Annotated in this window: 23 protein-coding genes; 11 read left to right on the top strand and 12 right to left on the bottom strand. The window is 68.0% G+C overall.

What is annotated here, in order from left to right; translation table 11 throughout:
• Positions 1–38: 38 nt before the first annotated feature.
• On the bottom strand, positions 39–554 hold the full coding sequence (locus tag ABDC25_RS07820) for a hypothetical protein (RefSeq protein ID WP_021200771.1): 516 nt from the start codon (positions 552–554) through the stop codon (positions 39–41).
• 120 nt (positions 555–674) lie between these two features.
• Positions 675–1,241, bottom strand: a complete 567-nt coding sequence (gene def, locus ABDC25_RS07825) for a peptide deformylase (protein ID WP_084487383.1) — start codon at positions 1,239–1,241, stop codon at positions 675–677.
• 61 nt (positions 1,242–1,302) lie between these two features.
• Here def and ABDC25_RS07830 point away from each other — a divergent pair, with 61 nt between their 5' ends.
• Positions 1,303–2,412 (top strand): DMT family transporter, encoded by a 1,110-nt coding sequence (locus ABDC25_RS07830; protein ID WP_347125710.1) that lies wholly within the window; start codon positions 1,303–1,305, stop codon positions 2,410–2,412.
• Between the two features lie 52 nt (positions 2,413–2,464).
• Here ABDC25_RS07830 and pgl read toward each other — a convergent pair whose 3' ends face one another.
• From pgl to tkt, 6 genes are read right to left on the bottom strand one after another with little or no spacing between them, the layout of a single operon-like run.
• Positions 2,465–3,244, bottom strand: coding sequence for a 6-phosphogluconolactonase (pgl, locus tag ABDC25_RS07835; RefSeq protein WP_029260233.1), 780 nt, complete (start codon positions 3,242–3,244; stop codon positions 2,465–2,467).
• Positions 3,245–3,249: 5 nt separating this feature from the next.
• The gene (locus ABDC25_RS07840; protein ID WP_029260234.1) at positions 3,250–4,185 is read right to left on the bottom strand and encodes a glucose-6-phosphate dehydrogenase assembly protein OpcA; all 936 of its coding nucleotides are present in this window, start codon (positions 4,183–4,185) and stop codon (positions 3,250–3,252) included.
• Complete coding sequence (gene zwf / locus ABDC25_RS07845; RefSeq protein ID WP_021200766.1) at positions 4,182–5,732, bottom strand: glucose-6-phosphate dehydrogenase; 1,551 nt, start codon at positions 5,730–5,732, stop codon at positions 4,182–4,184. Before zwf ends, ABDC25_RS07840 begins: the two co-directional genes overlap by 4 nt.
• Before the next feature lie 21 nt (positions 5,733–5,753).
• Positions 5,754–7,361, bottom strand: a complete 1,608-nt coding sequence (locus ABDC25_RS07850; protein WP_347125713.1) for a glucose-6-phosphate isomerase — start codon at positions 7,359–7,361, stop codon at positions 5,754–5,756.
• Positions 7,358–8,470 (bottom strand): transaldolase, encoded by a 1,113-nt coding sequence (gene tal, locus ABDC25_RS07855; RefSeq protein ID WP_347125715.1) that lies wholly within the window; start codon positions 8,468–8,470, stop codon positions 7,358–7,360. The genes ABDC25_RS07850 and tal overlap by 4 nt, the downstream gene beginning before the upstream one ends.
• Complete coding sequence (gene tkt / locus ABDC25_RS07860) at positions 8,467–10,578, bottom strand: transketolase (protein WP_347125717.1); 2,112 nt, start codon at positions 10,576–10,578, stop codon at positions 8,467–8,469. The genes tal and tkt overlap by 4 nt, the downstream gene beginning before the upstream one ends.
• Positions 10,579–10,798: 220 nt before the next feature.
• On the opposite strand from tkt, the gene ABDC25_RS07865 reads away from it, so the two are divergent.
• On the top strand, positions 10,799–11,704 hold the full coding sequence (locus tag ABDC25_RS07865) for a heme o synthase (protein ID WP_136024288.1): 906 nt from the start codon (positions 10,799–10,801) through the stop codon (positions 11,702–11,704).
• Positions 11,705–11,780: 76 nt separating this feature from the next.
• Here ABDC25_RS07865 and ABDC25_RS07870 read toward each other — a convergent pair whose 3' ends face one another.
• A complete protein-coding gene (locus tag ABDC25_RS07870) occupies positions 11,781–12,287 on the bottom strand; it encodes a hypothetical protein (protein ID WP_347125719.1) in 507 nt (168 codons plus the stop codon).
• 66 nt (positions 12,288–12,353) lie between these two features.
• Positions 12,354–13,460, bottom strand: a complete 1,107-nt coding sequence (locus ABDC25_RS07875; RefSeq protein ID WP_167253987.1) for a COX15/CtaA family protein — start codon at positions 13,458–13,460, stop codon at positions 12,354–12,356.
• Positions 13,461–13,693: 233 nt separating this feature from the next.
• Between ABDC25_RS07875 and sufB the strand changes: the two genes are divergently transcribed.
• The 7 genes from sufB (at position 13,694) to ABDC25_RS07910 (ending at position 20,373) form a co-directional block, all read left to right on the top strand.
• Complete coding sequence (gene sufB / locus ABDC25_RS07880) at positions 13,694–15,112, top strand: Fe-S cluster assembly protein SufB (RefSeq protein ID WP_021200759.1); 1,419 nt, start codon at positions 13,694–13,696, stop codon at positions 15,110–15,112.
• Positions 15,112–16,329, top strand: a complete 1,218-nt coding sequence (sufD, locus tag ABDC25_RS07885) for a Fe-S cluster assembly protein SufD (RefSeq protein ID WP_347125722.1) — start codon at positions 15,112–15,114, stop codon at positions 16,327–16,329. Before sufB ends, sufD begins: the two co-directional genes overlap by 1 nt.
• Positions 16,326–16,652, top strand: coding sequence for a non-heme iron oxygenase ferredoxin subunit (locus tag ABDC25_RS07890; protein ID WP_017830403.1), 327 nt, complete (start codon positions 16,326–16,328; stop codon positions 16,650–16,652). The genes sufD and ABDC25_RS07890 overlap by 4 nt, the downstream gene beginning before the upstream one ends.
• 3 nt (positions 16,653–16,655) lie before the next feature.
• A complete protein-coding gene (sufC, locus tag ABDC25_RS07895) occupies positions 16,656–17,426 on the top strand; it encodes a Fe-S cluster assembly ATPase SufC (protein WP_021200757.1) in 771 nt (256 codons plus the stop codon).
• A 9-nt stretch (positions 17,427–17,435) separates the two neighbouring features.
• Complete coding sequence (locus ABDC25_RS07900; RefSeq protein WP_021200756.1) at positions 17,436–17,765, top strand: metal-sulfur cluster assembly factor; 330 nt, start codon at positions 17,436–17,438, stop codon at positions 17,763–17,765.
• An 89-nt stretch (positions 17,766–17,854) separates the two neighbouring features.
• Positions 17,855–19,009, top strand: coding sequence for an aminotransferase class I/II-fold pyridoxal phosphate-dependent enzyme (locus tag ABDC25_RS07905; RefSeq protein WP_347125725.1), 1,155 nt, complete (start codon positions 17,855–17,857; stop codon positions 19,007–19,009).
• Positions 19,006–20,373: an MFS transporter gene (locus ABDC25_RS07910; protein WP_347125727.1), complete on the top strand. Its 1,368-nt coding sequence runs from the start codon at positions 19,006–19,008 to the stop codon at positions 20,371–20,373. Before ABDC25_RS07905 ends, ABDC25_RS07910 begins: the two co-directional genes overlap by 4 nt.
• On the opposite strand, the gene ABDC25_RS07915 is transcribed toward ABDC25_RS07910, so the two are convergent.
• Positions 20,336–20,920: a TetR family transcriptional regulator gene (locus tag ABDC25_RS07915; RefSeq protein ID WP_021200753.1), complete on the bottom strand. Its 585-nt coding sequence runs from the start codon at positions 20,918–20,920 to the stop codon at positions 20,336–20,338. The genes ABDC25_RS07910 and ABDC25_RS07915 overlap by 38 nt on opposite strands.
• A 62-nt stretch (positions 20,921–20,982) precedes the next feature.
• Between ABDC25_RS07915 and ABDC25_RS07920 the strand changes: the two genes are divergently transcribed.
• Positions 20,983–21,681 carry an ABC transporter ATP-binding protein gene (locus ABDC25_RS07920; RefSeq protein WP_021200752.1) on the top strand — a complete coding sequence of 233 codons (699 nt, stop codon included), beginning with the start codon at positions 20,983–20,985 and terminating at the stop codon, positions 21,679–21,681.
• Positions 21,678–22,271, top strand: a complete 594-nt coding sequence (locus ABDC25_RS07925; protein WP_347125729.1) for a CbiQ family ECF transporter T component — start codon at positions 21,678–21,680, stop codon at positions 22,269–22,271. Before ABDC25_RS07920 ends, ABDC25_RS07925 begins: the two co-directional genes overlap by 4 nt.
• Position 22,272: 1 nt before the next feature.
• On the opposite strand, the gene ABDC25_RS07930 is transcribed toward ABDC25_RS07925, so the two are convergent.
• Complete coding sequence (locus tag ABDC25_RS07930; RefSeq protein WP_021200750.1) at positions 22,273–23,598, bottom strand: acyltransferase; 1,326 nt, start codon at positions 23,596–23,598, stop codon at positions 22,273–22,275.
• Between the last annotated feature and the right edge of the window lie 53 nt (positions 23,599–23,651).

Consider the following 23,651-nt stretch of genomic DNA (forward strand, 5'->3'; position numbering starts at 1 on the left):
CACCGCCGATTGGCGAGACCCTCCTTGGTGGCTGTCGGTCAGCGTGCGGCGCCGGCCAGCGATCCGGTGGTCTGTCCGGCCGGATCGAAGATGATGCACTGGATCACGCGGTCGTTGTTCTGCTCCCAGGAGTCCTTGGTGGGAACGAGCGTGGTGACGTCGAGGGCCGAGTCCTGGTAGGCCACACCGACGAAGGTCGTGTAGGCATCGCCGATGCACTCCTGCGTCGCCGCGTCGACGTCGGAGTCGGAGAACTCGCCGTCGGGCATGGTGATCTCGTAGTACACCTCCTGGTCGTGCGGGTCGGTGCACGGGAGGACGTTGGCGTCCGTGAGCATGCCGGAGCCGGTGTCGAGCATGCAGTCGCCCAGCTTCACCGAGAAGACGCCGACGTTCGCGCTCTCCGTGACCTGGCCGGTCTCCTCATCGCGGTTGGCGTCGCCGGAGCCGCTGCCGAGAAGGCTGTTGAGAGCACTGCAGCCGCTCAGGGCGACTGAGAGTGCCACTGCGGATCCTGCGAGCATCAGAGCGCGTCGCGTGCGCATCTTCATCATGATTGGTTCCCCTCCGAAGCGTGATGTGGAGGCATGCGAAAAGCCCCCGCCGCGAACACGCTAGCCGTTCGCGAGTCTGTGATGCAACTTCGAGGAGCCTGTGGTTCGGCTGAGAGCGGTTCAGCCTTCGAGGTCGTCGACGCCGGGCATCCAGCTCGATCCCGGGCGGCCCCAACCGCGCTTGCGGGCGACCTTCTGGGCTGTCTTCCAATCGCCGTCGGAGAGGCGATCGACGTAGAGGATGCCGTCGAGATGATCGAACTCATGCTGCATGATGCGTGCGCGCCAGCCGTCGACGTCGATCGAGACCGGCTGGCCTTCCAGGTCGGTCGCCGTCACGTGGACCCGCTCCGACCGCCGCAGCGGGAACCGCTCGCCCGGGAAGGAGAGGCAGCCTTCGGACTCGAGGTCGGGGTCCGGGTCGCCGGGCTCGAGGGGCACCATCCAGAGCACGGGGTTGATGAGAACCCCACGCCAGGGCTGGTCGTCGTCATCGACGTACGCGTAGGTGTAGATCCGCAGGGGAACGCCCACCTGTGGAGCGGCGAGGCCGACTCCAGGCGCCGTGTCCATGGTCTCGAACATGTCGGCCACGAGGGTGCGGATGTCCTCCGTGATCTCGTCGACGGGGGAAGCAGGGGAGTGCAGGACGGGGTCGCCCATGATGCGAATCGGAAGTACAGCCACGTCACAACCCTAGTCGGCGGCAGTCGGCAGGTAGGGTCGTACTGTGAATGCCGGGGTATGGATGAACGCGGTCGAGGATGTCGGCGATCAGCTCGTCGGCGCCTTCCAGAACCCGGGCCTTCTGCTCGGAATCCCCCTCGCTCTCGCCGGTGCCGTCTTCATGTCGCTCGGAGCGCAGTACCAGCACCGCGGGGTCGAGAAGGTCGAGCGTCTCAGCGGTGCCAACGGCGCGTCGGGCTTGAGCTTCGATCAGCTCAAACGGCTTCTCACCCGCCCATCATGGCTCATCGGCACACTCATGCTCGGGCTCGCCGTGATCTGCCAGCTCGCCGCGCTCGTGAAGGCACCGCTCATCGTGGTGCAGCCGCTGGGCGCCATTGCGCTCGTCATCACCACTCTGCTCAACGCCCGCGTCTCCGGTCATACGCCCACCAAGCAGTCGCTCACCGCGATCGTGGCCTGTGTGGGCGGCATCTTCCTCTTCGTCTTCTTCGCGGCGATCTACGCGACCGAGCAGGACGTCACCGACCGCGAGCTGTTCGTGATCCTGGCGCTCCTCCTGGTCGTGATCATCGTGCTCGGCGCGTGCTGGCTCATCCTGCGCCATCGCATGCGGGCGCTCTTCTACGTGATCGGCGCCGGCATCCTCTACGGATTCGTCGCCACGCTCGCGAAGGTGGTCATCAAGCGCATCGAAGCAGGTCAGTTCGAGTGGATCACCGGCATCTGCGTGCTCGCGCTCGTCTCGGCAGCCGCGGTCGGTGCGTACTTCGTGCAGACGGCGTACAGCTCAGGTCCGCCCGACCTCGTGATCGCCGGGCTCACGGTCGTCGACCCTCTCGTCGCGGTGCTCATCGGCATGGTCGTGCTGGGCGAGGCCGCTGCGGCACCGTGGTGGGTGCTCGTGATCTTCGCGGTCGCCGGAGCCATCGCCGTGTGGGGGGTGGTCGGCCTGGCCCGCTACCATCCTCAGGTGCTCAGCGACAGCCAGGACTTGGGCATCCAACGCGGCAGCACCCCGGGTGGCAGCACCCCGGGCGGAGCTGGGCAGGGCGGGACGGAGGGCGCAGCATCATCGAGTTCCTCCTCCACGGCTGCGCCTGAGCGCTCGAGCGGGTCGGTGAGCCCGGAGACTCCGCCGACGTACGACGGCTCCGCTGACCGGCCCTAGCGCCGCTCCGCTCGTCCGTGGAGGTGTGCCGGTCGCCCGTGGCGATACGGACTCAGTACGCCTGATCGATCAGGTCGACCGACACCTCGGCGGCCGCAGCCTCGTCCACGAAGAACACCGTGCGCTTGCGCCCCTTGGCCCCGGCAGCGGGCACGCTCGTGTAGCTCGCTCCCGCGAGAGCGAGCCCCAGGGCTGATGCCTTGTCCGCACCCGTCAGCACGAGCCACACGCGCTTCGACGAGTTGAGCACGGGGCGGGTCAGCGTGACGCGCTCGGGCGGCGGCTTCGGTGAGTCGCGGACGGCGAGGACGGCCGCATCCGTCACCGTGACCTCTTCCCGATCGGGGAAGAGCGACGCGATGTGGCCGTCGGGACCGACGCCGAGGAAGCACACGGCGAACGAGGGCCAGGCATGCTCCTCGGTGCCGAACCGCGCGAGTTCGGCGGCGTAGGCCGCCGCGGATTCGTCCAATGTCAGACCGCTGTCTGGCCCCGCGACCTCATGCACGTTCTCGACGGGCACCGGGATGTGATCGAGGAGGGCCTGTCGTGACTGCAGCGAGTTGCGGTCGACGTCGTCGCGCGGCACGAACCTCTCGTCACCCCACCAGAAATGCACGAGTGACCAGTCGATCTCCGTCGCCCGCGGGTGCTCGGACGCCGCACGCAGCACCGCTCCACCCATCGAACCACCGGTGAGGGCGATGTGTGCGATCCGACCGTTGCGGGTGCGCGCGCGCACCCGCGTGAGGAATCGGTCGGCCACACGGGTGGCGAGGGCGGCGGGCGTGGCTTCCACCACGACCCGCTTCTCGGCGGACGATGTCGTCATCGACGTCACTCTCCTGTCTCGGGCGGACCCAACTTCTCCCAGCCCTCGGTGATGACTCGACCGTACAGGACGTCGGGGTCGAGTCGACGCAGCTCCTCCGCCAGGCACTCGCGAAGAGTGCGTCGCGGCAGGTGCAGATCGTGGTTCGGCTGCCCGGGCTGCGTGAGCACGGCCACGCCGGGAGTCGGACGCTCCAGGAGGATGTCTCCGGACTCGCGAGTCAGGCGCACCGATTTGATGCCCTCCGCCCAGTGCTCGGGGTCTTCGTACGACCAGCGCACCGGAACGTCGAGGGCCATCTGCAGCCAGGCGGCCAGCAGAGCGGTCGACGGCGATGCCGCGGCCCCGCGCACCTCGACGCCGGTGATCGGCTCGTACGGCGGCTGGTCGAGCACGGCCGCGAGCTGTTCGCGCCAATGGGTCAGACGGGTCCACGCCAGATCGGTGTCGCCAGGGGCGTGGGTCTCGCCGAGCAGGGCGAGCCGGTCGCGGACGTCGGTCGCCGTCGCGGCATCGGTGATGCGGCGCTGGGCGATCTTGCCGAGGGGCGACTGGGCGGGTGCCACGGGGGCGGCTTCGGGCCACCAGGCGACCACGGGAGCATCCGGAAGCAGGAGTCCGGTGATCAGGCTCTCCTCGTTGCTGGCCGCGTCCCCGAAGGCGCGGAGGACCACGACCTCGCTGGCGCCGGCGTCTCCGCCGACGCGGATCTGCGCGTCGAGGCGAGAGTCGCCCTCGCCCGTCGTGATCACGATCACGCGCATGGGGTGCTCTCGTGAGGCGTCGTTCGCCGCGTCGATCGCCGCTTCGGCGACGCCGTTGCGTGCGGCGATCACAAGGGTGAGCACACGCCCGAGGGCAACGGCGCCGCCCTCTTCGCGCACCTTGACCAGCTGCTTCGCGACCTGGCTGACGGTGGTGTCGGGAAGGTCGATGATCACGGGCGTCTCCAGACTCGTCCATCGCGGGCCAGCAGGTCGTCGGCGGATGCCGGTCCCCACGAGCCGGGCGCGTACTGCTCGACCGGACCGCCCTCGGCTGCCCAGTACTTCTCCACGGGGTCGAGGATCTTCCAGGAGAGCTCGACCTCCTCGTGCCGCGGGAACAGCGGCGGATCGCCCAGGAGGACGTCGAGGATCAGGCGTTCGTAGGCCTCGGGGCTCGCCTCGGTGAAGGCGTGACCGTATCCGAAGTCCATGGTCACGTCGCGCACGTTCGTGCCGTTGCCCGGCACCTTGGAGCCGAAGCGGATCGTCACGCCCTCATCCGGCTGCACGCGGATGACCAGAGCGTTCTGTCCGAGCTCCGAGGCGTTGCCGCGCCCGAAGAGGTGCTGCGGTGCGCGCTTGAAGACGACGGCGATCTCGGTCACGCGCCGTCCGAGGCGCTTGCCCGTGCGCAGATAGAACGGCACGTCCGCCCAGCGGCGCGTATCGATCTCGAGCTTGATCGCGGCATACGTCTCCGTGGTCGACTCGGGGTTCATCCCCTCCTCTTCCAGGAAACCGGTGACCTTCTCGCCGCCCTGCCACCCACCCGCGTACTGACCGCGCGCGGTCGCGAGGGAGAGGTCGTCCGGAACGTGGACTGCGGCGAGGACCTTCTCCTTCTCGGCGCGCAGGTGCTCCGCCGAGAGACTGATCGGCTCTTCCATCGCGGTGAGGGCCAGCAGCTGCAGAAGGTGATTCTGGATCACGTCGCGTGCCGCGCCGATGCCGTCGTAGTAGCCCGCGCGTCCACCCACACCGATGTCCTCGGCCATGGTGATCTGCACGTGGTCGACGTAGTTGCGGTTCCAGATCGGCTCGTACAGCTCGTTCGCGAAGCGCAGCGCCAGGATGTTCTGGACCGTCTCCTTGCCGAGGTAGTGATCGATGCGGAAGATCGAGTCGGCCGGGAAGGCCACCTCGAGCGCGGCGTTGAGTGCGCGCGCCGATTCGAGGTCGTGCCCGAAGGGCTTCTCGATCACGACACGGCGCCAGCGCTCGTCGTCGTCGCTGTTCTCGCCGACGAGGCCGGAGTCCTTCAGCTGCTTGGCGACCAGCGGGAAGTCCTTGGGCGGGATCGACAGGTAGAACGCATGGTTGCCCATCGTCCCGCGTTCGACATCGAGCTTCTCGATGGTCTCGCGGAGCTTGCGGAACGAGTCCGGATTGTCGAACTCACCCGAGACGAACCGGATGCCCTGCAGCAGCTGGGTCCACGTCTCCTCACGGAACGGCGTGCGAGCGTGCTCCTTGACCGCGTCGTAGACGACCTGCGCGAAGTCCTGGTCCTCCCAGTCTCGGCGGGCGAATCCGACCAGGGCGAACCCGGGAGGGAGAAGGCCGCGGTTCGCGAGGTCGTAGACCGCGGGCATCAGCTTCTTGCGTGACAGGTCTCCGGTGACGCCGAAGATCACCAGGGCGCTGGGCCCGGCGATCCTGTTGAGACGGCGGTCATCGGGGTCACGCAGCGGGTTGTGCCCGCGCGAGATGGGAACAGACATCGGTGGGGGATTCTCCTGCTGTTACTTCTGTGCGGCTTCGAAGAGGGCGAGCACGTCGTCGGAGGACTCCGTGATCGTCAGCGTGACGACGGGGCGGCCGTGCTCGGCGAGCACAGCAGCGTCACCGGCGGCCTGGGCCTGGATGAGCTGCCCGAAGGTGAAGGGACGGTCCGGGATCTCGAGGTCGACCTCGGTGCGCTCCAGGATCTGCAGGAACACGCCCTGCGCGGGGCCGCCCTTGTGATACTGGCCGGTCGAGTGCAGGAACCGCGGCCCCCATCCGAATGTGGTGGGTCTTCCGGAGTCTGCCGCGACCAGCTCGCGCAGGCCCTGGAGCTGCGGCACCTCGAGACGGTTGACGTAGGCCTGGATCGACACGTAGCCGTCTGCCGGAAGCCGGGCACAGAGAGCATCGAGCACGCCCTCGACGTTGCCGGACACGGCGAGAGCCGGATCCGACACGCGGACCTCGACGCCGTTCTCGACGAATGCGGGAGCGGTCGGCTCCGGACGCGCGTCGAGGAGGCCGCGAGCAGCGACCTTGGCCGACTCGACGTCGGGCTGGTCGAACGGGTTGATGCGCAGCAGATGTCCGGCGATCGCCGTGGCGTATTCCCACACGATCAGCTGGGCGCCCAGCGTTCCGCTGACGAGGATCTCGCCCTCGTGACGCTCGTGCAGGTGGAACTCGTTGGCGTCATCGACCAGTCGGACGATCTGCAGGTCGGCGGGCACGGGATCGAGCTCGGGGGAGACCGGGAGCAGGACGACCGGGAGGATGCCCGTGCCCTCCTTGCCGGTGGATTCGGCGATGAGCTGCTCGATCCAGTCCGGGAGACCCTTGATGTGCGTGCCGTCGGTGATCAGCCCGAGCTTGTCGCGGCGGGGGTTCGTCGCGGCGATCGCCGCGCCCAGGCGCAGGGCGGGATTCTCGGCCGAGTCGACGGCCACCTCGAGCAGCGAGGCCTCGGCCTCGTTCAGCAGCTCATCGATGTCGACCCCCGCGAGCCCGGACGGCACCAGGCCGAAGGCGGTGAGCGCCGAGTAGCGTCCGCCGACGTTCGGGTCCGCGTTGAAGACGCGGTAACCCGCCTCGCGAGCCGAGGCGTCGAGCGGCGAGCCGGGATCGGTGACGACCACGATGCGCTCGACGGGGTCGATGCCGAGGTCGCGGAACGCCGCCTCGAACGTGCGCCGCTGAGAGTCGGTCTCGACCGTGGAGCCGGACTTCGACGAGACGACGAGCACGGTGTCGGCGAGGCCCTCGTCGAGAGCGGCGAGCACCTGTCCCGGAGCCGTGGAGTCGAGGATCGTGAGGGGGACGCCCGCGGTCTGCGCGATGACCTCGGGCGCGAGCGACGAACCGCCCATGCCCGCCAGCACGACGCGGGTGACGCCCTTGGCCTCGAGGTCGGCACGCAGTGCGACGATCTCGGCGACGAGCGGACGGGAGACCGAGACGGCCTCCACCCATCCGAGGCGCACGGAGGCCTCGGCTTCGGCCGCGGGGCCCCAGAGAGTCGCGTCTCCGCCGGTGATGCGCGAGGCGATCAGATCATGGACGAGGCTGGGTACCGTCTCATCGATCGCGGCGCGGGGTGCACCGGATGTGTGGATCGAGAACGTCATCGCTGCGACTCCAGTCCTTCGGCGACCTGCGTCAGCAGATCGTGCCACGAGTCGATGAACTTCGATACGCCCTCGTCTTCCAGCACCTGGGTGACATCGGCGAAGTCGATGCCGACCTCGGCGAGCCCGGCGAAGACGGCGCGGGCCTCTTCGTAACCACCGGTGATGGTGTCGCCCGTGACGACACCGTGATCGAACGTGGCCTCGAGCGTCTTCTCGGGCATCGTGTTGACGACACCCTGGGCGACGAGCTCGGTGACGTAGAGCGTGTCGGGCAGGGCCGGGTCCTTGACGCCGGTGGACGCCCACAGCGGACGCTGCAGGTTCGCGCCCGCGTCGAGGAGAGCCGTGGCACGCTCGCCGGCGAACGTCTTCTCGAACAACTCGTAGGCGAGGCGTGCGTTGGCGAGCCCAGCCTTGCTCTTGAGGGCCTCTGCGGCCTCCGTGCCGATCGCGGTGAGGCGCTTGTCGGTCTCGGTGTCGACGCGCGACACGAAGAACGAGGCGACGGAGTGGATCGTCGACAGATCGATGCCCGCGGCCTTGGCGGTCTCGAGGCCGGTCAGGTACGCCTCGATGACCTCGGCATAGCGCTCCAGGCTGAAGATCAGTGTGACGTTGACGCTGATGCCCGCCCCGATCGCTTCGGCAATGGCGGGGAGACCGGCCTTGGTCGCCGGGATCTTGACGAGCAGGTTCGGGCGGTCGACCTTGGCCCACAGCTCCTTGGCCTGTGCCACGGTGCCGGCGGTGTCATGCGCCAGATCGGGGGAGACCTCGATGGAGACGCGGCCGTCGACGTGGCTCGATGCCTCCCAGACGGGGCGGAACACGTCGAGGGCGGCAGCGACGTCCTGGGTGGTCGCGGCGAAGACCGCTTCCTCCGCAGTAGCCCCGGAGGCGGCGAGCTCCGTGACCTGAGCGTCGTACGACGTGTCGTTCTTGTCGGTGATCGCGTTCGCGAAGATCGTCGGGTTGGTCGTCACGCCCACGACGTTGCGCGACGAGATCAGGTCGGCGAGGTTACCCGAGGAGATGCGCGTGCGGGAGAGGTCGTCGAGCCAGATGCTGACGCCGGCGGCGGCGAGCTGTGCGGTGGGGGTGCTCATGCGTTCTCCTTGGTGCTGTTGGCCGCGATGGTCTCGCGGGCGGCCGCGATGACGGCCTCGGTGGTGATGCCGAACTTCTCGAAGAGGGTCTTGTAGTCGGCGGAGGCGCCGAAGTGGTCGATGCCGACCGAACGGCCGCGGTCGCCGACGATGCCGCGCCAGCTGAGCACGGATCCCGCCTCGACCGAGACACGGGCGGTGACGGAGGCGGGAAGCACGCTCTCGCGGTACTCCGCATCCTGCTCGTCGAACCACTCCAACGACGGAGCGGAGACGACCCTCACGTTCACGCCTTCCGCAGCGAGTGCCTCGCGGGCGTTCACCGCGAGCTGCACCTCCGAGCCGGTGGCCACGATGATGACGTCCGGGGTGCCGTTGGGGGCCTCGGCGAGGACGTAGGCGCCCTTGGCGGCGTTGTCGGCCGACGCGAAGGTGTCGCCGGAGGCTGCGCCCTCGCCGCGTTCGAACACCGGGATGTTCTGGCGAGTCAGGGCGATGCCGGCGGGTCCCTCGTGGCGGCGGAGGATCTCCAGCCACGTCGCTGCCGTCTCGTTCGCGTCCGCGGGTCGCACGACTGTGAAGTTCGGGATCGCGCGGAGCGTCGCGAGCTGCTCGACGGGCTGGTGGGTCGGACCGTCTTCGCCGAGGGCGACCGAGTCGTGGGTCCAGACGAAGATGCTGGGCACGTTCATGAGCGCTGCGAGACGCACGGGCGGGCGCATGTAGTCGCTGAAGATCAGGAAGGTCCCGCCGAAGGCGCGCGTCGGTCCGTGGAGCACGATGCCGTTGATGATCGCGCCCATGGCGTGCTCGCGGATGCCGAAGTGGAGCACTCGGCCGTAGGGGTTGCCCGACCACTCGTGGGTCGACCACTCCGCCGGGATGAACGACGGCGCGCCCTTGATCGTGGTGAGGTTCGATTCGGCGAGGTCTGCCGAACCGCCCCACAGCTCGGGGAGCTCGGCAGCGAGGGCGTTGATGACCTGGCCGGACGCGGCGCGGGTCGACACCTCCTTGCCGGCTTCGAAGACGGGCAGCGCGCTCGTGATGTCGCCGGGCAGCTCGTGCGCCTCCAGGCGGTCGAGCAGGGCCTTCTTCTCGGGGTTCGCGGCGGCCCAGGCATCGAACGACTCCTGCCAGGCGGCACGGACATCGGCGGCGCGAGCTGCGAGTCCACGGGTGCGTGCGAGCACGTCATCAGCGACAACGAAGTTCTGCTCGGGGTCGAAGCCGAGCACCTTCTTGGTCGCGGCGAGCTCGTCGGCGCCGAGAGCGGAGCCGTGGATCTTGCCGGAGTTCTGCTTGCCCGGCGACGGCCAGCCGATGATGGTCTTGAGGATGATCAGCGACGGCTTCGAGGTCTCGCCCTTGGCGGTTTCGATCGCAGCGAACAGCTCGGCGACGTCTTCGACGTATTCGCCGGTCTTCTTCCAGTCGACGACCTGCACCTGCCATCCGTAGGACTCGTAGCGCTTCGCGACGTCTTCGGTGAAGGCGACGTTCGTGTCGTCCTCGATGGAGATCTGGTTGGAGTCGTAGATCGCGATCAGGTTGCCGAGCTGCTGGTGGCCCGCGAGCGAGGAGGCCTCGCTGGTCACGCCCTCCTGCAGGTCGCCGTCACCGGCGATCACGTACACGAAGTGGTCGAAGGGGCTCGTACCGGCCGCAGCCTCGGGGTCGAAGAGACCGCGCTCGTACCGGGCGGCGTACGCGAAGCCCACGGCCGATGCGAGGCCCTGGCCGAGGGGGCCGGTGGTGATCTCCACACCCTTGGTGTGGCCGTACTCCGGGTGGCCCGGCGTCAGTGAGCCCCAGGTGCGCAGCGCCTTGAGGTCGTCCAGCTCGAGACCGAAGCCGCCGAGGTACAGCTCGACGTACTGGGTGAGGGAGGAGTGTCCGGCCGAAAGGATGAACCGGTCGCGACCGAGCCAGTCGACATCGGTCGGGTCGTGACGCAGCACCCGCTGGTAGAGGAGATACGCGGCCGGAGCGAGGCTCATGGCTGTGCCGGGGTGACCGTTACCGACCTTCTCCACGGCATCGGCCGCCAGGATTCGAGCGGTGTCCACCGCGCGTCGATCGATCTCATCCCACTGCAATTCCGACACGTTCATGCCCTTTCCGACAGTTTCGAGGGCGCCCGTATTCCCTGGCGCATCCGCATCATCACGGAGAAGTGTGCACATCGCCGGGCGCGCGAGTGTTTTCAGCATAGCGGTGACGTGCCTTGCGCTACGCGGGCCCGCGAGCGGGAACACGTCATCCCGTGTCATACACTGGAGAGGTTGTCCGGTCACACGTGCGGAGGAGGCGATCGAGATCTCGACGATGTCTGATCAGACCGTGAGGAAGTCGTCCATCGGTCGCACGGTGAAGGCCTACGTCACGCTGACCAAGCCGCGTGTCCTCGAGCTGCTGCTCGTGTCGACCGTGCCGGTGATGTTCCTGGCGCAGGGCGGACTCCCGAACCTGTGGCTCGTGCTGGCCACCGTCATCGGCGGCTCGCTGAGCGCCGGTTCCGCGGCGTCCTTCAACATGTACCTCGACCGCGACATCGATGCGCACATGCACCGCACCGAGAACCGCCCGCTGGTGACCGGCGAGGTCAGCCCGCGCGGCGCCCTGGTCTTCTCGTGGACGCTCGCCGTCGCCTCGACCGTCTGGCTCCTCGTCACGACGAACTGGCTCACGGCGGCCCTCTCGGCGACGGCCATCTTCTTCTACGTCGTGATCTACACGATGATCCTCAAGCGCCGCACCGAGCAGAACATCATCTGGGGCGGGATCGCCGGTTGCTTCCCGGTGCTCATCGGATGGTCCGCGGTCACCGGTTCGCTCGACTGGCCGGCGTTCATCCTGTTCCTCCTCGTCTTCCTGTGGACGCCGCCGCACTACTGGCCGCTGTCGATGAAGTACAAGGACGACTACGAAGATGTCGACGTTCCGATGCTGGGCGTCACGCGCAACGCCTCGCAGGTCGGCCTCCAGGTCATCCTCTACGCGTGGGCCACCGTCGCCTGCTCGCTTCTCCTCATCCCGATCGCGAACATGGGGCTGGTGTACACCGTGTCTGCCACGGTGTTCGGCGGATGGTTCATCTACGAGTCGCACCGCCTCTACAACCGTGCGGTCCACGGAACCGAACCGCGTCCGATGCGCGTCTTCCACGCGTCGATCACTTACCTCACGCTGATCTTCGTGGCGGTTGCGGTCGACCCGCTGCTGCCGTTCTGACCCGGGTTACGTCTGAGACGACGGAGCGGCGCCGAGGAATTCCTCGGCGCCGCTCCGTCGTCATCCGTTCCGACGATCAGCGGGTGATCGGCGGAGTGCTGTCCGGCTCGGCGTCGATCGCGGGCGCGCCGTTCGTGGCCGCGTCATTCGGGGCCGTGTCGTTCGTGGCCGCGGTCTCGGGAACGGCGTCGGTCGCCACGTCCTCGGACACAGGAGTGGCGTCGGTCGACGGCGTGGTGTCGACCGAAGGGGCGACCGCGACAGGGGCGGGCGTCTCGTTGGTCTCGACGGTCCAGTCGATCGCTTCGACGACGGCCGGGGCGGGCGTGGGGACGAGTGAACGTGCAGCGACGAGTCCGAGGGTCAGCAGGATGCCGACGATTCCGGCTGCGAGCACGCCGGCACCCACCACGACGAGCGACTGACCGACGTATACCTCGACGCCGGTGGCGGTGCCATCGAGCAGCGTGGTCGTCATCGTGCCGATCTGACCGGAGATCAGCCAGGCGCCGACCGCCGTCGTGGCGAGGGACACGACCAGGAGGAGCCAGAATCCGATGCTTCGTGTGAGTGACTTGTTCATGCGGACCATCATCGCCGACATCCTGATGAGTCGACGATGCGCCGCCTGTGGATCGCCTGTGCGGGGTCAGTCCGCGGCTGCGGCCGTGCGCTTGAGGTGCAGCACGACCACGGTGTAGGTCGCGGCGGAGAGCGAGGCCAAGACCATGTGGATGCCGACGAGGACAGGCGGGAGGCCCTCTCTGGCCTGCCAGACGCCGACGCCGACCTGCACGAGGATCGCGAGGACGAGGACGAGCAGCCACCGGCGCGGCTCGAGTCGCAGCACCCACGCCGCGACCGTGAGGAACAGCACTAGCGCCGCCAGGATGTAGCCCGGCCACGAGTGCACGTGTGCCAGCACGGTCGCGTCGAACCCGTGACGCAGCACATCGGCGTCGCCCGAGTGCGGGCCGGAGCCGGTCGTGAGCACGCCGAACACGATCGTGACCGCCAGAGCCAGGCCGGTCACGTGCGTGACGACGGCGAACCAGGCGGGCACCGCACGCTCGCGCGGTCCGGGGGAGGTCTTCAACCGCACGAGGAAGGCCGCGGTGATGCACACGAGCAGCAGCGACGAGGTGTAGTGGAAGCCCACGATGAACGGGTTGAGTCCGGTGAGGACCGTGATGCCGCCGACGAGCGCCTGCGCGACCACGCCGATCAGCGTGAGCCAGGCGAGCAGGACGAGGTCCCGTCTCGCCGGAGTCGTGCGCACGGATCGGACAGCCGCGGCGATGACCGCGATGAGCAGGACACCGGAGGCGATCGGGAAGGCGGGGATGTGGAACGGAGCGGCGACGGCGTAGGCGACACCCGCGGCGACGAGGCCGCCGGCCGCGAACCAGAGCGCGTTGACGAGGCCGCGCTTCCCGCTGAACAGACGCAGCACCAGCAGCACCACGACCAGCGCGATGATCCCGACCACGCCGGTCATCAGACGGTTGCCGAACTCGATGATCCCGTGGATGCCCTGCACCTCGAGGATCGGCACCAGTGAGTCCGGCGTGCACAGGGGCCAGTCCGAGCATCCCAGGCCCGATCCGGTGAGACGGACGGCGCCGCCGGTGCCGATGATGATGGTCTCGCTGATGAACGACAACCACGCGAAGACCGTCAACGCGCGCCCCCAGGACGAGGAACGGGCGGGGACCGCCGGCGTCGTCGAGCTGGCGGGGATCATCGTCTCGGGCATAAGTCCTCCGGACCGCACGGGACGCGGCGGGCATGGCCCGTCTGTCAGGCGGAACCTGTAGAATCGGATTGTTGCGATGAGCGCTGACAGCGCTGAAGCATCGTCAACAGTTTAGGCGCGATGGAAGCGCCGGTGATGAGGGCCCACCAACGGCACCCGCTCCCGCAGACTCGACGGGGATCAGGTGTGTCGGGGCGGATGACACCGTTTGGGACCTGTGAGGAGAGTGTTGGATGTCGGATGTGCTGATCGACCGCCCGGAGCTTGACGGTCTGGGGGTGTACGAATTCGGCTGGCACGATGAGGATGCTGCGGGTGCCATCGCGAAACGCGGCATCTCCGAAGACGTCGTCCGTGGGATCTCGAGCCTCAAGAATGAGCCCGAATGGATGCTGAAGACCCGTCTCAAGGGGTACCAGCTCTTCGGGCGCAAGCCGATGCCGACCTGGGGTGCAGACCTCAGCGAGATCGACTTCGACAACATCAAGTACTTCGTCCGCTCCACCGAGAAGCAGGCGCAGACGTGGGAAGACCTTCCCGCCGAGATCCGCGAGACCTATGAGCGCCTCGGCATCCCCGAGGCTGAGCGTCAGCGCCTCGTGGCCGGCGTCGCGGCTCAGTACGAGTCCGAGGTCGTCTACCACCAGATCCGCGAAGACCTCGAAGCCCAGGGCGTCATCTTCATGGACACCGACACGGCACTGCGCGAGCACCCCGAGTTCTTCGAGGAGTACTTCGGCACCGTCATCCCCGCAGGCGACAACAAGTTCGCCGCGCTGAACACCGCCGTGTGGTCTGGCGGTTCGTTCGTGTACGTCCCGAAGGGCGTGCACGTCGAGATCCCGCTGCAGGCCTACTTCCGCATCAACACCGAGAACATGGGGCAGTTCGAGCGGACGCTCATCATCGCCGACGAGGACAGCTATGTCCACTACATCGAGGGCTGCACGGCTCCGATCTACAAGTCGGACTCCCTGCACTCGGCCGTCGTCGAGATCATCGTGAAGAAGAACGCCCGCGTTCGGTACACGACGATCCAGAACTGGTCGAACAACGTCTACAACCTGGTCACCAAGCGCGCCGTGGCGTACGAGGGCGCGACCATGGAGTGGGTCGACGGCAACATCGGCTCCAAGGTCACGATGAAGTACCCGTCGATCTATCTGATGGGCGAGCACGCCAAGGGCGAGACCCTGTCCGTCGCCTTCGCCGGTCCCGGTCAGCACCAAGATGCCGGCGCCAAGATGATCCACATGGCGCCCTACACGCAGTCGTCGATCGTCTCGAAGTCGATCGCTCGTGGTGGCGGACGTGCCGGATACCGCGGCGAGGTGCGCGTCGACGCGGCGGCGCACCACTCCGCCAACACGGTGCGCTGCGACGCTCTGCTCGTGGACACCAAGTCCCGCTCCGACACCTACCCGGCCATCGACATCCGCGTCGACGACGTGCAGCTCGGCCATGAGGCCACGGTCTCGAAGGTGAGCGAGGAGCAGCTGTTCTACCTGCAGTCCCGCGGCATGCCCGAGGACGAGGCGATGGCGATGATCGTGCGCGGCTTCATCGAGCCGATCGCACGGGAGCTTCCCATGGAGTACGCGATGGAACTGAACAAGCTCATCGAGATGGGCATGGAAGGATCGGTCGGCTAGTGACGGCCTCGACGACAGCGCCCGCCGAGGCGCAGAACACCGACGCGCCCGTGAGCGCGCACATCGATCCGGCGGCACAGGTCGCCGCCGCGGGATTCGTCCCCGTGCAGACCCGCTCGGAGCGCCCGCACTCCTTCGAGCCCGCTGATTTCGGCGCCCCGACCGGGCGCGAGGTCAACTGGAAGCACACGCCGATCGCGAAGTTCGGCGGACTCTTCACCGACGAGCAGGGAGACGAGGACGCGGTGACCTATGGTCTCGGCGCGGCCGAAGCGTTCCTCGAGCCGTCTGCGGACGAGAAGGGCCCGTACGGCGAGTTCTTCCGCCCCGAGGATCTGCCGAGCGCCCTCGCGTGGAAGCACAGCCCCCGCGGTCTGCACATCCAGATCCCTGCTGAGGCCGAACTCGACGAGCCGATCATCGTCCCCGTCGAGGGGAAGGGTGCAGACAAGCGCGCTTTCGGGCAGATCCTCATTGAAGCCCTCCCGCATTCGCGCGGCACCATCGTGCTCGCGCACTCCGGTTCCGCGCAGTATGCGCAGAACGTCGAGATCATCGTGCGCGACGGAGCCAAGCTCACCGTCGTCAGTCTCCAGCGCTGGGAAGACGACGCGGTTCACGCGTCCGCTCACCAGGCGACGGTCGGAGCAGACGCGACTCTCCGGCATTTCGTGATCAGCTTCGGCGGCGGAGTGGTCCGCGTCAACCCGAGCGTCGAGCTGACGGGCGCCGGGTCCGAGGGGTACCTGTACGGGCTCTCGTACGCGGATGCCGGGCAGCACCTCGAGAGTCAGGTCTACCTGCACCACAAGGGACCCCACACCAAGGGTGATGTCCTCTACAAGGGCGCGCTGCAGGGTGAGGGCGCGCACAGCGTGTGGATCGGCGACGTGTTGATCGGCGCCGACGCGACCGGAACCGACTCCTACGAGGCGAACCGCAACCTGGTGCTGACGGAGGGCGCGCGTGCCGACTCCATCCCGAACCTCGAGATCGAGACCGGTGACATCCTCGGCGCCGGACACGCGAGTGCCACCGGTCGGTTCGACGACGAGCAGCTGTTCTACCTGCAGGCTCGCGGCATCACCGAGGAGGAGGCGCGACGTCTGGTCGTGCTCGGGTTCCTCACCGACATCGTGCAGCGCCTCGGCATCCCCGCCCTCGAGACCGAACTGCTGGCAGCGATCGAGACGGAGCTCGCCGAGGTGAGCGCATGACCGCCGAGCGCGTCTGCGGCGTCGCCGACCTCGAACAGGACATGCCGCTGCGCGTGGACCCGGGCGGCGTCCCCATCACGGTGATCAAAGACGGCGAGGGCGTCATCCACGCCATCGGCGACACCTGCACCCACGGCGACATCTCGTTGTCCGAGGGCTTCGTCGAGGGTGACACCGTGGAGTGCTGGGCCCATGGCTCCGCCTTCTCGTTGCTCACCGGCAAGCCCCAGAATCTCCCCGCATATGAGCCCGTCCCCGTCTATGTCGTCCAGATCGACGGCGACGACGTGCTCATCGATCCGACTGTGATTAAGGAAGTCTGAAGAATGTCTGTTCTCGAGATCCGCGACCTGCATGTGACGGTCGAGACCGATGCGGGGACCACCCCGATCCTCAACGGAATCAACCTCACCATGAACACGGGTGAGACCCACGCCATCATGGGCCCCAACGGCTCTGGCAAATCGACGCTGGCCTACACGATCGCCGGGCACCCCAAGTACACGGTGACCTCCGGTTCGATCACGTTCGACGGCCAGGATGTCCTGGAGATGAGCGTCGACGAGCGGGCCCGCGCCGGCCTCTTCCTCGCGATGCAGTACCCGGTCGAGATCCCCGGCGTCACGGTGACGAACTTCCTGCGCACGGCCAAGACGGCACTCGACGGCGAAGCGCCGGCGATCCGCGGCTGGACCAAGGACGTCAAGGCGGCCATGTCGAACCTGCGCATGGACCCGAAGTTCGCGCAGCGCAACGTCAACGAGGGCTTCTCCGGTGGCGAGAAGAAGCGTCACGAGATCCTGCAGCTCGAGGTGCTGAAGCCGAAGTTCGCGATCCTCGACGAGACCGACTCCGGCCTCGACGTCGACGCGCTCAAGATCGTCTCCGAGGGCGTCAACCGTGCGAAGGAGTCCACCGGGCTCGGCGTGCTGCTGATCACGCACTACACCCGCATCCTCCGCTACATCCGGCCCGACTTCGTCCACGTGGTGGTCGCGGGCAAGATCGTCGAAGAGGGTGGCCCCGAGCTCGCGGACCGGCTGGAGAACGAGGGATACGACCGTTTCCTCGACCCTGCAGCCCCCATCGAGGCGTAGGCTGATCGCATGACAGCGACCCTCACGGACGAGAAGTACGACGCGGTCACCGAGGCTCTCAAAGACGTCATGGACCCCGAGCTCGGGATCAACGTCGTCGACCTCGGCCTCATCTACGACCTCGCCTGGGATGACGAGAACGATGCTCTCGTCATCCACATGACGCTGACCAGCGCCGGCTGCCCGCTCACGGACGTCCTCGAGGACCAGACCGCCCAGGCTCTGGACAGCGTCGTCGATCGCTTCCGGATCAATTGGGTCTGGATGCCGCCGTGGGGCCCGGAGCGGATCACGGATGACGGACGCGACATGATGCGCGCCCTCGGCTTCGCTATCTGACCCCGCAGGAGCATTGCCGGAAGGCATCATCGGCGCGCGTCGGATCGGATGGCACCGCGACGGCGCGTGTCGGAACCTCGGGAGAACCAATGCTTCAGGTGAAGGCCCTGCCTCTTGCGGAACTCCGCGAGCGCAGCAGCGAGAAGTGGCGGGAGTACCCCGCCGACGTCTTGCCGCTGTTCGTCGCGGAGACCGATTTCCCGTTGGCTCCGGCCATCTCGACGGCGTTGCAGCGTGCGGTGGAGATCGGTGACACAGGGTATGTCGCCTCGCGCACGCCGCTCGCGGAGTCGTTCGCGGCCTTCGCGAGCCGACGCTACGGGTGGGACCCTGACCCGGCCCGGATGCGCAGCACGGCTGACGTGAGCATGGGGATCGTGGAGATCCTGCGTCGCGTGACGCAGCCGGGGGAGCGGATCGTCGTGACGCCGCCCGTGTACCCACCCTTCTACGATCTGGTCGCCGAGGCCGGTGCAGAGGTCGAACGGGTACCGCTTCGCGATACCGGCACCGGCTGGGAGCTCGACATCGACGGGATCCGCGCGGCGTTCGACGACGGTGCGACGGCGATCCTGCTCTGCAACCCGCACAACCCCACTGGCACGGTGCACGATCGGGACAGTCTCGCAGCGCTCGCGGAGCTGGCCGACGAGTTCGGCGTCGCGGTCGTCTCGGACGAGATCCATGCGCCCCTCGCCCAACCGGGCACGGGGTTCACCCCTTTCCTGTCCGTGAGCGACTCTGCACAGCGGGTGGGCTACGCCGTCGTGAGCGCCAGCAAGGCGTTCAACCTGGCCGGGCTCAAGTGCGCCCTCATGGTCACGGCCGACGACGCGACCAGCGCCGTCGTCCGAGGTCTTCCGGTCGAGGTCGAATGGCGAACGGGGCAGTTCGGGCTGCTCGCGGCCGTCGCGGCGTTCTCGGAGGAGAGCGATGAGTGGCTCGACGGTCTGCTGCGCACTCTCGACGAGAACCGCGTGCTGCTCAAGGATCTTCTCGCCGCCCGTCTTCCCGGCGCGCGCTACCGCATCCCCGATGCGGGCTACCTCGCCTGGATAGATCTCTCCGCACTGGAGTGGGGCGACAACCCCGCTCGGCGCATCCTCAAGGACGCCAAGGTCGCCCTGCACTTCGGGCCGTCGTTCGGCGCGGAGGGCGCGGGCCACGTGCGACTGAACTTCGGCACCAGCCCCGAGATCCTCACCGAGGCCATCGAGCGCATCGCGTCGCTCGTCGGCCGATGACCGCCGCCGACGCCGCGACGATCTGGGACCGCCAACGGATCTGGGTGACTCTCGGCGCGGTCGCGCTGATCTTCCTCGCGGCGATCGAGGCTCTGGCCGTCACGACGGTGATGCCGATCGTCAGCGAGGCTCTCGATGGTGAGGCCCTGTTCGCCGTGGCCTTCGCGGGAACCCTCGCGACGAGCGTGATCGGCATGGTCGCGACCGGAGCCTGGTCAGATGCCCGCGGCCCCCGCGGCGCCCTCTACGTCGCGGTGACGCTCTTCATCATCGGTCTGCTCCTCTCGGGCTTCGCCGTCACGATGCATCAGTTCCTGGTCGGACGCCTCGTCCAGGGGCTCGGGACGGGAGGGCAGACGGTCGCACTGTACGTCGTGGTCGCACGCTTGTATCCGCCCCATCTGCACGGTCGGATCTTCGCCGCCTTCGCCGCGGCGTGGGTCGTGCCGTCCATGGTCGGTCCGTTTCTGGCGGGCGCCGTCGCCGAGTATCTCGATTGGCGCTGGGCCTTCTTGGGCGTGGCCGTGCTCACCGCTGCGGCGTTCCTGATGATCGCCGTCCGCCTCCGTGGGGTCGACCTCGGGCGTGGCGAGCCGCAGGATCGCCGTACGCTCATCGTCCGCCTGTTGCTCGCGGTCGTCGTCGCGGTCCTCGCCGTCGTCGTCGGCTTCTCCGCCGAGATGATCCCCTCGATCAGATGGCCGGTGGCGCTCGGCGCCGTGCTGGCGATCGGCTTCGCCGTACTGCCACTCCTGCCGCGGCGTACCTTGCGGGCAGGGCTGGGGCTTCCCAGCGTGGTGCTCATGCGAGGAATCGTGGCGGGAGCCTTCTTCGCTGCGGAGGCCTACATCCCCTATCTGCTGATGAAGAAGTTCGACTTCAGCGCGACCTGGGCGGGCGTCGCCCTCATGCTCGCGGCCCTCGCGTGGGCGGGTGCCTCGGCCCTGCAGGGGCGGTTCGGCGAGAGACTCGGCAATCACCGCATCACGACGATCAGCCTGGGGTCACTCCTGGTCGCGATGCTGTGCGTGCTCACCGCCGCCGTGTTCGACGTCTCGGCGGCCGTCGTGGTGGTGGGCTGGGCATTCGCCGGCGGCGGGATGGGACTGCTCTATCCACGCCTCACCGTCCTGACCCTGGCCTACTCGGACGAGACCAATCAGGGGTTCAACTCCTCCGCGTTGTCGATATCGGACGCGGCCGGATCAGCCGTCGCCATCGCACTCGCCGGTCTCGGTGTCGCGACGCTCGGCGGCGAGGCCGGGGCGTTCAGCGCGGTCTTCGCGTTCTGTATCGCTCTCGTCGCGTTGGCTGTCGTACCCGGGCTCAGGCTCGGGCACGCGGCGGAGTCGCCGGCGCGCTGAGGTCTCCCGCGAGGGCGGTGACCCCGAGGTCGAACACGCCATCGAGTCCGGCGGTGACGTCGAGAGCGCCGGCGTCGGGCAGAGCGCCGTGGCTGTCGGCATGCATGCGCTGTTGGACGAGCGTTGCGTGTCCGAGCACGAAATGCAGGATCGCGGCTCCACGGTCATCCGCATCGGGGGCTCCCTGCGCGCGGAGCGCATCGGTCAGCGCGGTCTGCGCCTGCGACGAGCCGAGTTGGAGCGCATAGGTGCTGAGGACCAGTTCGGCGCCGTCACGGTAGGCGAAGAGTGCGTCGCGGATGCCGCGCGCGGTCGTGAGGACGTCGGTGCTCCCGTGAGGGATCGATGCGGTGATCCGGTCGGCGAGTTCGGCCAGCAGCTCCTGCTTGCTCGCGAAGTGCCAGTAGAGCGCGCTGGGTTGCACGTCGAGCCCGGCGGCGATGCGCCGCATCGAGAGATCGGCGAGTCCCACCTCGTCGAGCAGGGCGAGAGCGCGCCTGGCCACGCTGTCGCGGTCGTGACGTGCCGGATTGTGCTCGGGACTCATGCTCCGATTATAGTGAACGACGTTCAGGTGAACAGTGTTCAGGACCGTGACGGGGAGATCAGATGATGGGGTGCCCTCAGGTCGCCGGGGCTCCGATCACGCTCGAGCGGGTGTCGGTGCAACTCGACGGACGTTCGGTGCTGCATGACATCAGCGTCGAGCTCACGGCTTCCACGATCGCCGTGATCGGGGCGAACGGTTCGGGGAAGTCGACGTTCGCGAGGCTGCTGAACGGACTCGTCACACCCCACAGCGGCACCGTGCGTGTGCACGGACATGACACCGTGCAGGAGCGTGCAGCGGTGCGCCGCCTCGTGGGCTTCGTCTTCACCAATCCGGATGCGCAGATCCTCATGCCGACACCGGCCGAGGATCTCGCGCTGTCGTTGCGCGGTCGCCCGAAGGCGGAAGTGGCCGCGCGCGTCCAGGAGACCCTCGAGACGAACGGACTGGGCGCGCACGCCGAGGTCCCGGCATCGATGCTGTCCGGTGGGCAGAAGCAGATGCTCGCGCTGGCGTCGGTGCTCATCGCGCAACCGCGCGTGATCGTCGCCGACGAGCCGACCACGCTGCTGGATCTACGGAACGCCCGCCGCATCGGCGACCTCCTGCTCGCACAGCAGGCGCAGGTGGTGGTGGTCACGCACGACCTCGACCTCGCTGCCCGCTGCGACGCCGCGCTGCTCTTCGAGGACGGGAGGATCGCCGCCTCCGGTGAGCCGGCGCGCGTGATCGACGCCTACCGGCGGGCGTGCGCATGATCCCGCTCTACCGTCCGGGAACGGGGCTCATCCATCGAGCGCCGGCAGGCTTCAAACTCGCGGCCCTGGCTGTCGGCGCCCTCGTGCTCTCGCTGTATCCGCACGACTCGCTGAGCATCGGCGTCTCGCTCGCGATCGTCGTGGGGCTGTACGGCCTGAGCGGACTGCCGTTCCGTGTGCTCGTCACGGAGGCCTGGCGTCTGCGCTGGATCGTCCTCGTCCTCGCCGCGGCGCTGCTCATCTTCGTGTCGCCCGCCGCCGCGTGGATCAGCACAGGGAGGGTCGTGGCGGTGCTCCTCCTGGCGAGCCTGCTGACCCTGACCACTCGGATGTCGGACCTTCTCGCGGTGCTCCATCGTCTCCTCCGTCCGCTTCGCAGCATGCGGGTCGATCCGGAGGCGGTGGCGCTGACGATATCGCTCACCCTCACGACAGTCCCGGTGATCGCCGGGTTCGCCGCACGCGTGCGCGAAGCCGAGCAGGCCCGCGATGTGCGCCTGGGGATCCGCACCGTCGTGCCGCTGCTGGTGCTCGCATTGCGGCACGCGGATGACGTCGGCGAAGCGCTGGCGGCCCGGGGCATCGTCTGACTCAGGCCGGCACTGGCGCGTTGACTGCGACTCGTGCTCGCTGTGTCGGTCGCTGAGAAGCCGACAGCGACGAGAGTCGCAGCGCGGCGCCGATCAGCGCGATCGCGATCAGCGCGGTCGATACCGAGGTGCCGAGCACCAGAAGGAGCACGATCCCGACCAGACCGCTCAAGGTTCCGATGACGATGCGGTGCATCGAGGTCGTCGCCGAGGGCGCGGGCTGCGACTCGAATCGCGTGAAGGCGACGGCGACGAGAGCGGTGAGAGCGAGAGCCGTCGCCAGCCAGAGGGGACGCCCGGCCCACCATCCCGCGCTGTCCAACGCCGGCAGGCTGGCTCCGGCGACGAGTGCGTACACTGCGGTGACACCGGCCATCAGGAGCAGTACCGGCATGTGCCAGAGGTAGATCGTCATGGTGCGCACCGTCACGAAGGCGGTGAACGCGGCGACCCGCGGCCGACGGCTGAACCGTTCGAGACGCTCGCGGTGCAGTGACAGCAGGCTGGTGTGCGCAACTCCGACGAGGAGGAGCGCCGCGGTCGGCGGGTTGATGTTCGCGATGAGGTCGGGGGAGTAGATGCCGAAGGCGAAGGTCGCGACGAGCAGAAGGAGGGCCGTGATCCCGGCGGTGGCGCGTACGCGCCTGGCGAGGCGGTCGATGCTGCCGTCGGCCAGGAAGAACCCGAGCTGCTGGAGGGTCATCCACACGAAAGCGAGGTTAAGGAACCCCAGCCCGTCGATGCCGGTGGCTGTGCGCAGCACGTCGACGGTGATCGAGGCGAGCACCAGCGCGCCGATCGTGCGCAGCGGTGCGCGTTCATGGGCGGAGGCGAGAAGAGGGAGCAGAGCCTGACAGAGCAGGAAGACGCCCAGGAACCAGAGCGGCTGCCCGTATCGGAATCCCGCCGTCGCGATGAGGTCGGCGGGAACGCCGAAGACCGTGAGCAGCGCGAGTGCGAGTGCGATGACCGCGATCGTGAAGATCGCCGGACGCAGCAGTCGATGCACACGGCCGGCGACGAAGCCGATGGCCGTGCCTCCGCGCTGATGCATCCGCCGGTAGGCCAGCAGACCCGAGAACCCTCCGATGACGAAGAACAGGGGCATCACCTGGAGGAACCAGCTGAGCGGCGCGATCCATCCGGTCCCGTCGCTGGCATTGGCGAAGACCGGTCCGGAATCGGTCACGGTGACGCCGACCATGATGGCGTGCAGGAGCACGACCCCGAGGACGCAGAGGGCCCGGAGGAAGTCGATCCCGGTGTCGCGGGATGCGCGTGGGGGAGCTGTGGTGCTGACGGCGCGCGGTGCCTGGACGATGGCCATGAGTCCTCCTCGGAAGCGGTGTTCCAGGAGACTATGGAGGTGGTGCCGGCGAG

Source organism: Microbacterium sp. SY138, from assembly GCF_039729145.1.
GTDB classification, from domain to species: Bacteria; Actinomycetota; Actinomycetes; order Actinomycetales; family Microbacteriaceae; genus Microbacterium; species Microbacterium maritypicum_A.

Coding starts and splice junctions, on each gene's coding strand:
- ABDC25_RS07905 (WP_347125725.1), top strand. CDS start 17,855: ATGCTTCAGGTGAAGGCCCTGCCTCTTGCGGAACTCCGCGAGCGCAGC.
- ABDC25_RS07910 (WP_347125727.1), top strand. CDS start 19,006: ATGACCGCCGCCGACGCCGCGACGATCTGGGACCGCCAACGGATCTGG.
- ABDC25_RS07865 (WP_136024288.1), top strand. CDS start 10,799: ATGTCTGATCAGACCGTGAGGAAGTCGTCCATCGGTCGCACGGTGAAG.
- zwf (WP_021200766.1), bottom strand. CDS start 5,732: ATGTCTGTTCCCATCTCGCGCGGGCACAACCCGCTGCGTGACCCCGAT.
- ABDC25_RS07915 (WP_021200753.1), bottom strand. CDS start 20,920: ATGAGTCCCGAGCACAATCCGGCACGTCACGACCGCGACAGCGTGGCC.
- sufB (WP_021200759.1), top strand. CDS start 13,694: ATGTCGGATGTGCTGATCGACCGCCCGGAGCTTGACGGTCTGGGGGTG.
- ABDC25_RS07920 (WP_021200752.1), top strand. CDS start 20,983: ATGATGGGGTGCCCTCAGGTCGCCGGGGCTCCGATCACGCTCGAGCGG.
- ABDC25_RS07875 (WP_167253987.1), bottom strand. CDS start 13,460: ATGCCCGAGACGATGATCCCCGCCAGCTCGACGACGCCGGCGGTCCCC.
- ABDC25_RS07900 (WP_021200756.1), top strand. CDS start 17,436: ATGACAGCGACCCTCACGGACGAGAAGTACGACGCGGTCACCGAGGCT.
- ABDC25_RS07870 (WP_347125719.1), bottom strand. CDS start 12,287: ATGAACAAGTCACTCACACGAAGCATCGGATTCTGGCTCCTCCTGGTC.
- ABDC25_RS07820 (WP_021200771.1), bottom strand. CDS start 554: ATGATGAAGATGCGCACGCGACGCGCTCTGATGCTCGCAGGATCCGCA.
- sufC (WP_021200757.1), top strand. CDS start 16,656: ATGTCTGTTCTCGAGATCCGCGACCTGCATGTGACGGTCGAGACCGAT.
- pgl (WP_029260233.1), bottom strand. CDS start 3,244: ATGACGACATCGTCCGCCGAGAAGCGGGTCGTGGTGGAAGCCACGCCC.
- ABDC25_RS07930 (WP_021200750.1), bottom strand. CDS start 23,598: ATGGCCATCGTCCAGGCACCGCGCGCCGTCAGCACCACAGCTCCCCCA.
- tal (WP_347125715.1), bottom strand. CDS start 8,470: ATGAGCACCCCCACCGCACAGCTCGCCGCCGCCGGCGTCAGCATCTGG.
- ABDC25_RS07850 (WP_347125713.1), bottom strand. CDS start 7,361: ATGACGTTCTCGATCCACACATCCGGTGCACCCCGCGCCGCGATCGAT.
- ABDC25_RS07830 (WP_347125710.1), top strand. CDS start 1,303: ATGAACGCGGTCGAGGATGTCGGCGATCAGCTCGTCGGCGCCTTCCAG.
- ABDC25_RS07925 (WP_347125729.1), top strand. CDS start 21,678: ATGATCCCGCTCTACCGTCCGGGAACGGGGCTCATCCATCGAGCGCCG.
- ABDC25_RS07890 (WP_017830403.1), top strand. CDS start 16,326: ATGACCGCCGAGCGCGTCTGCGGCGTCGCCGACCTCGAACAGGACATG.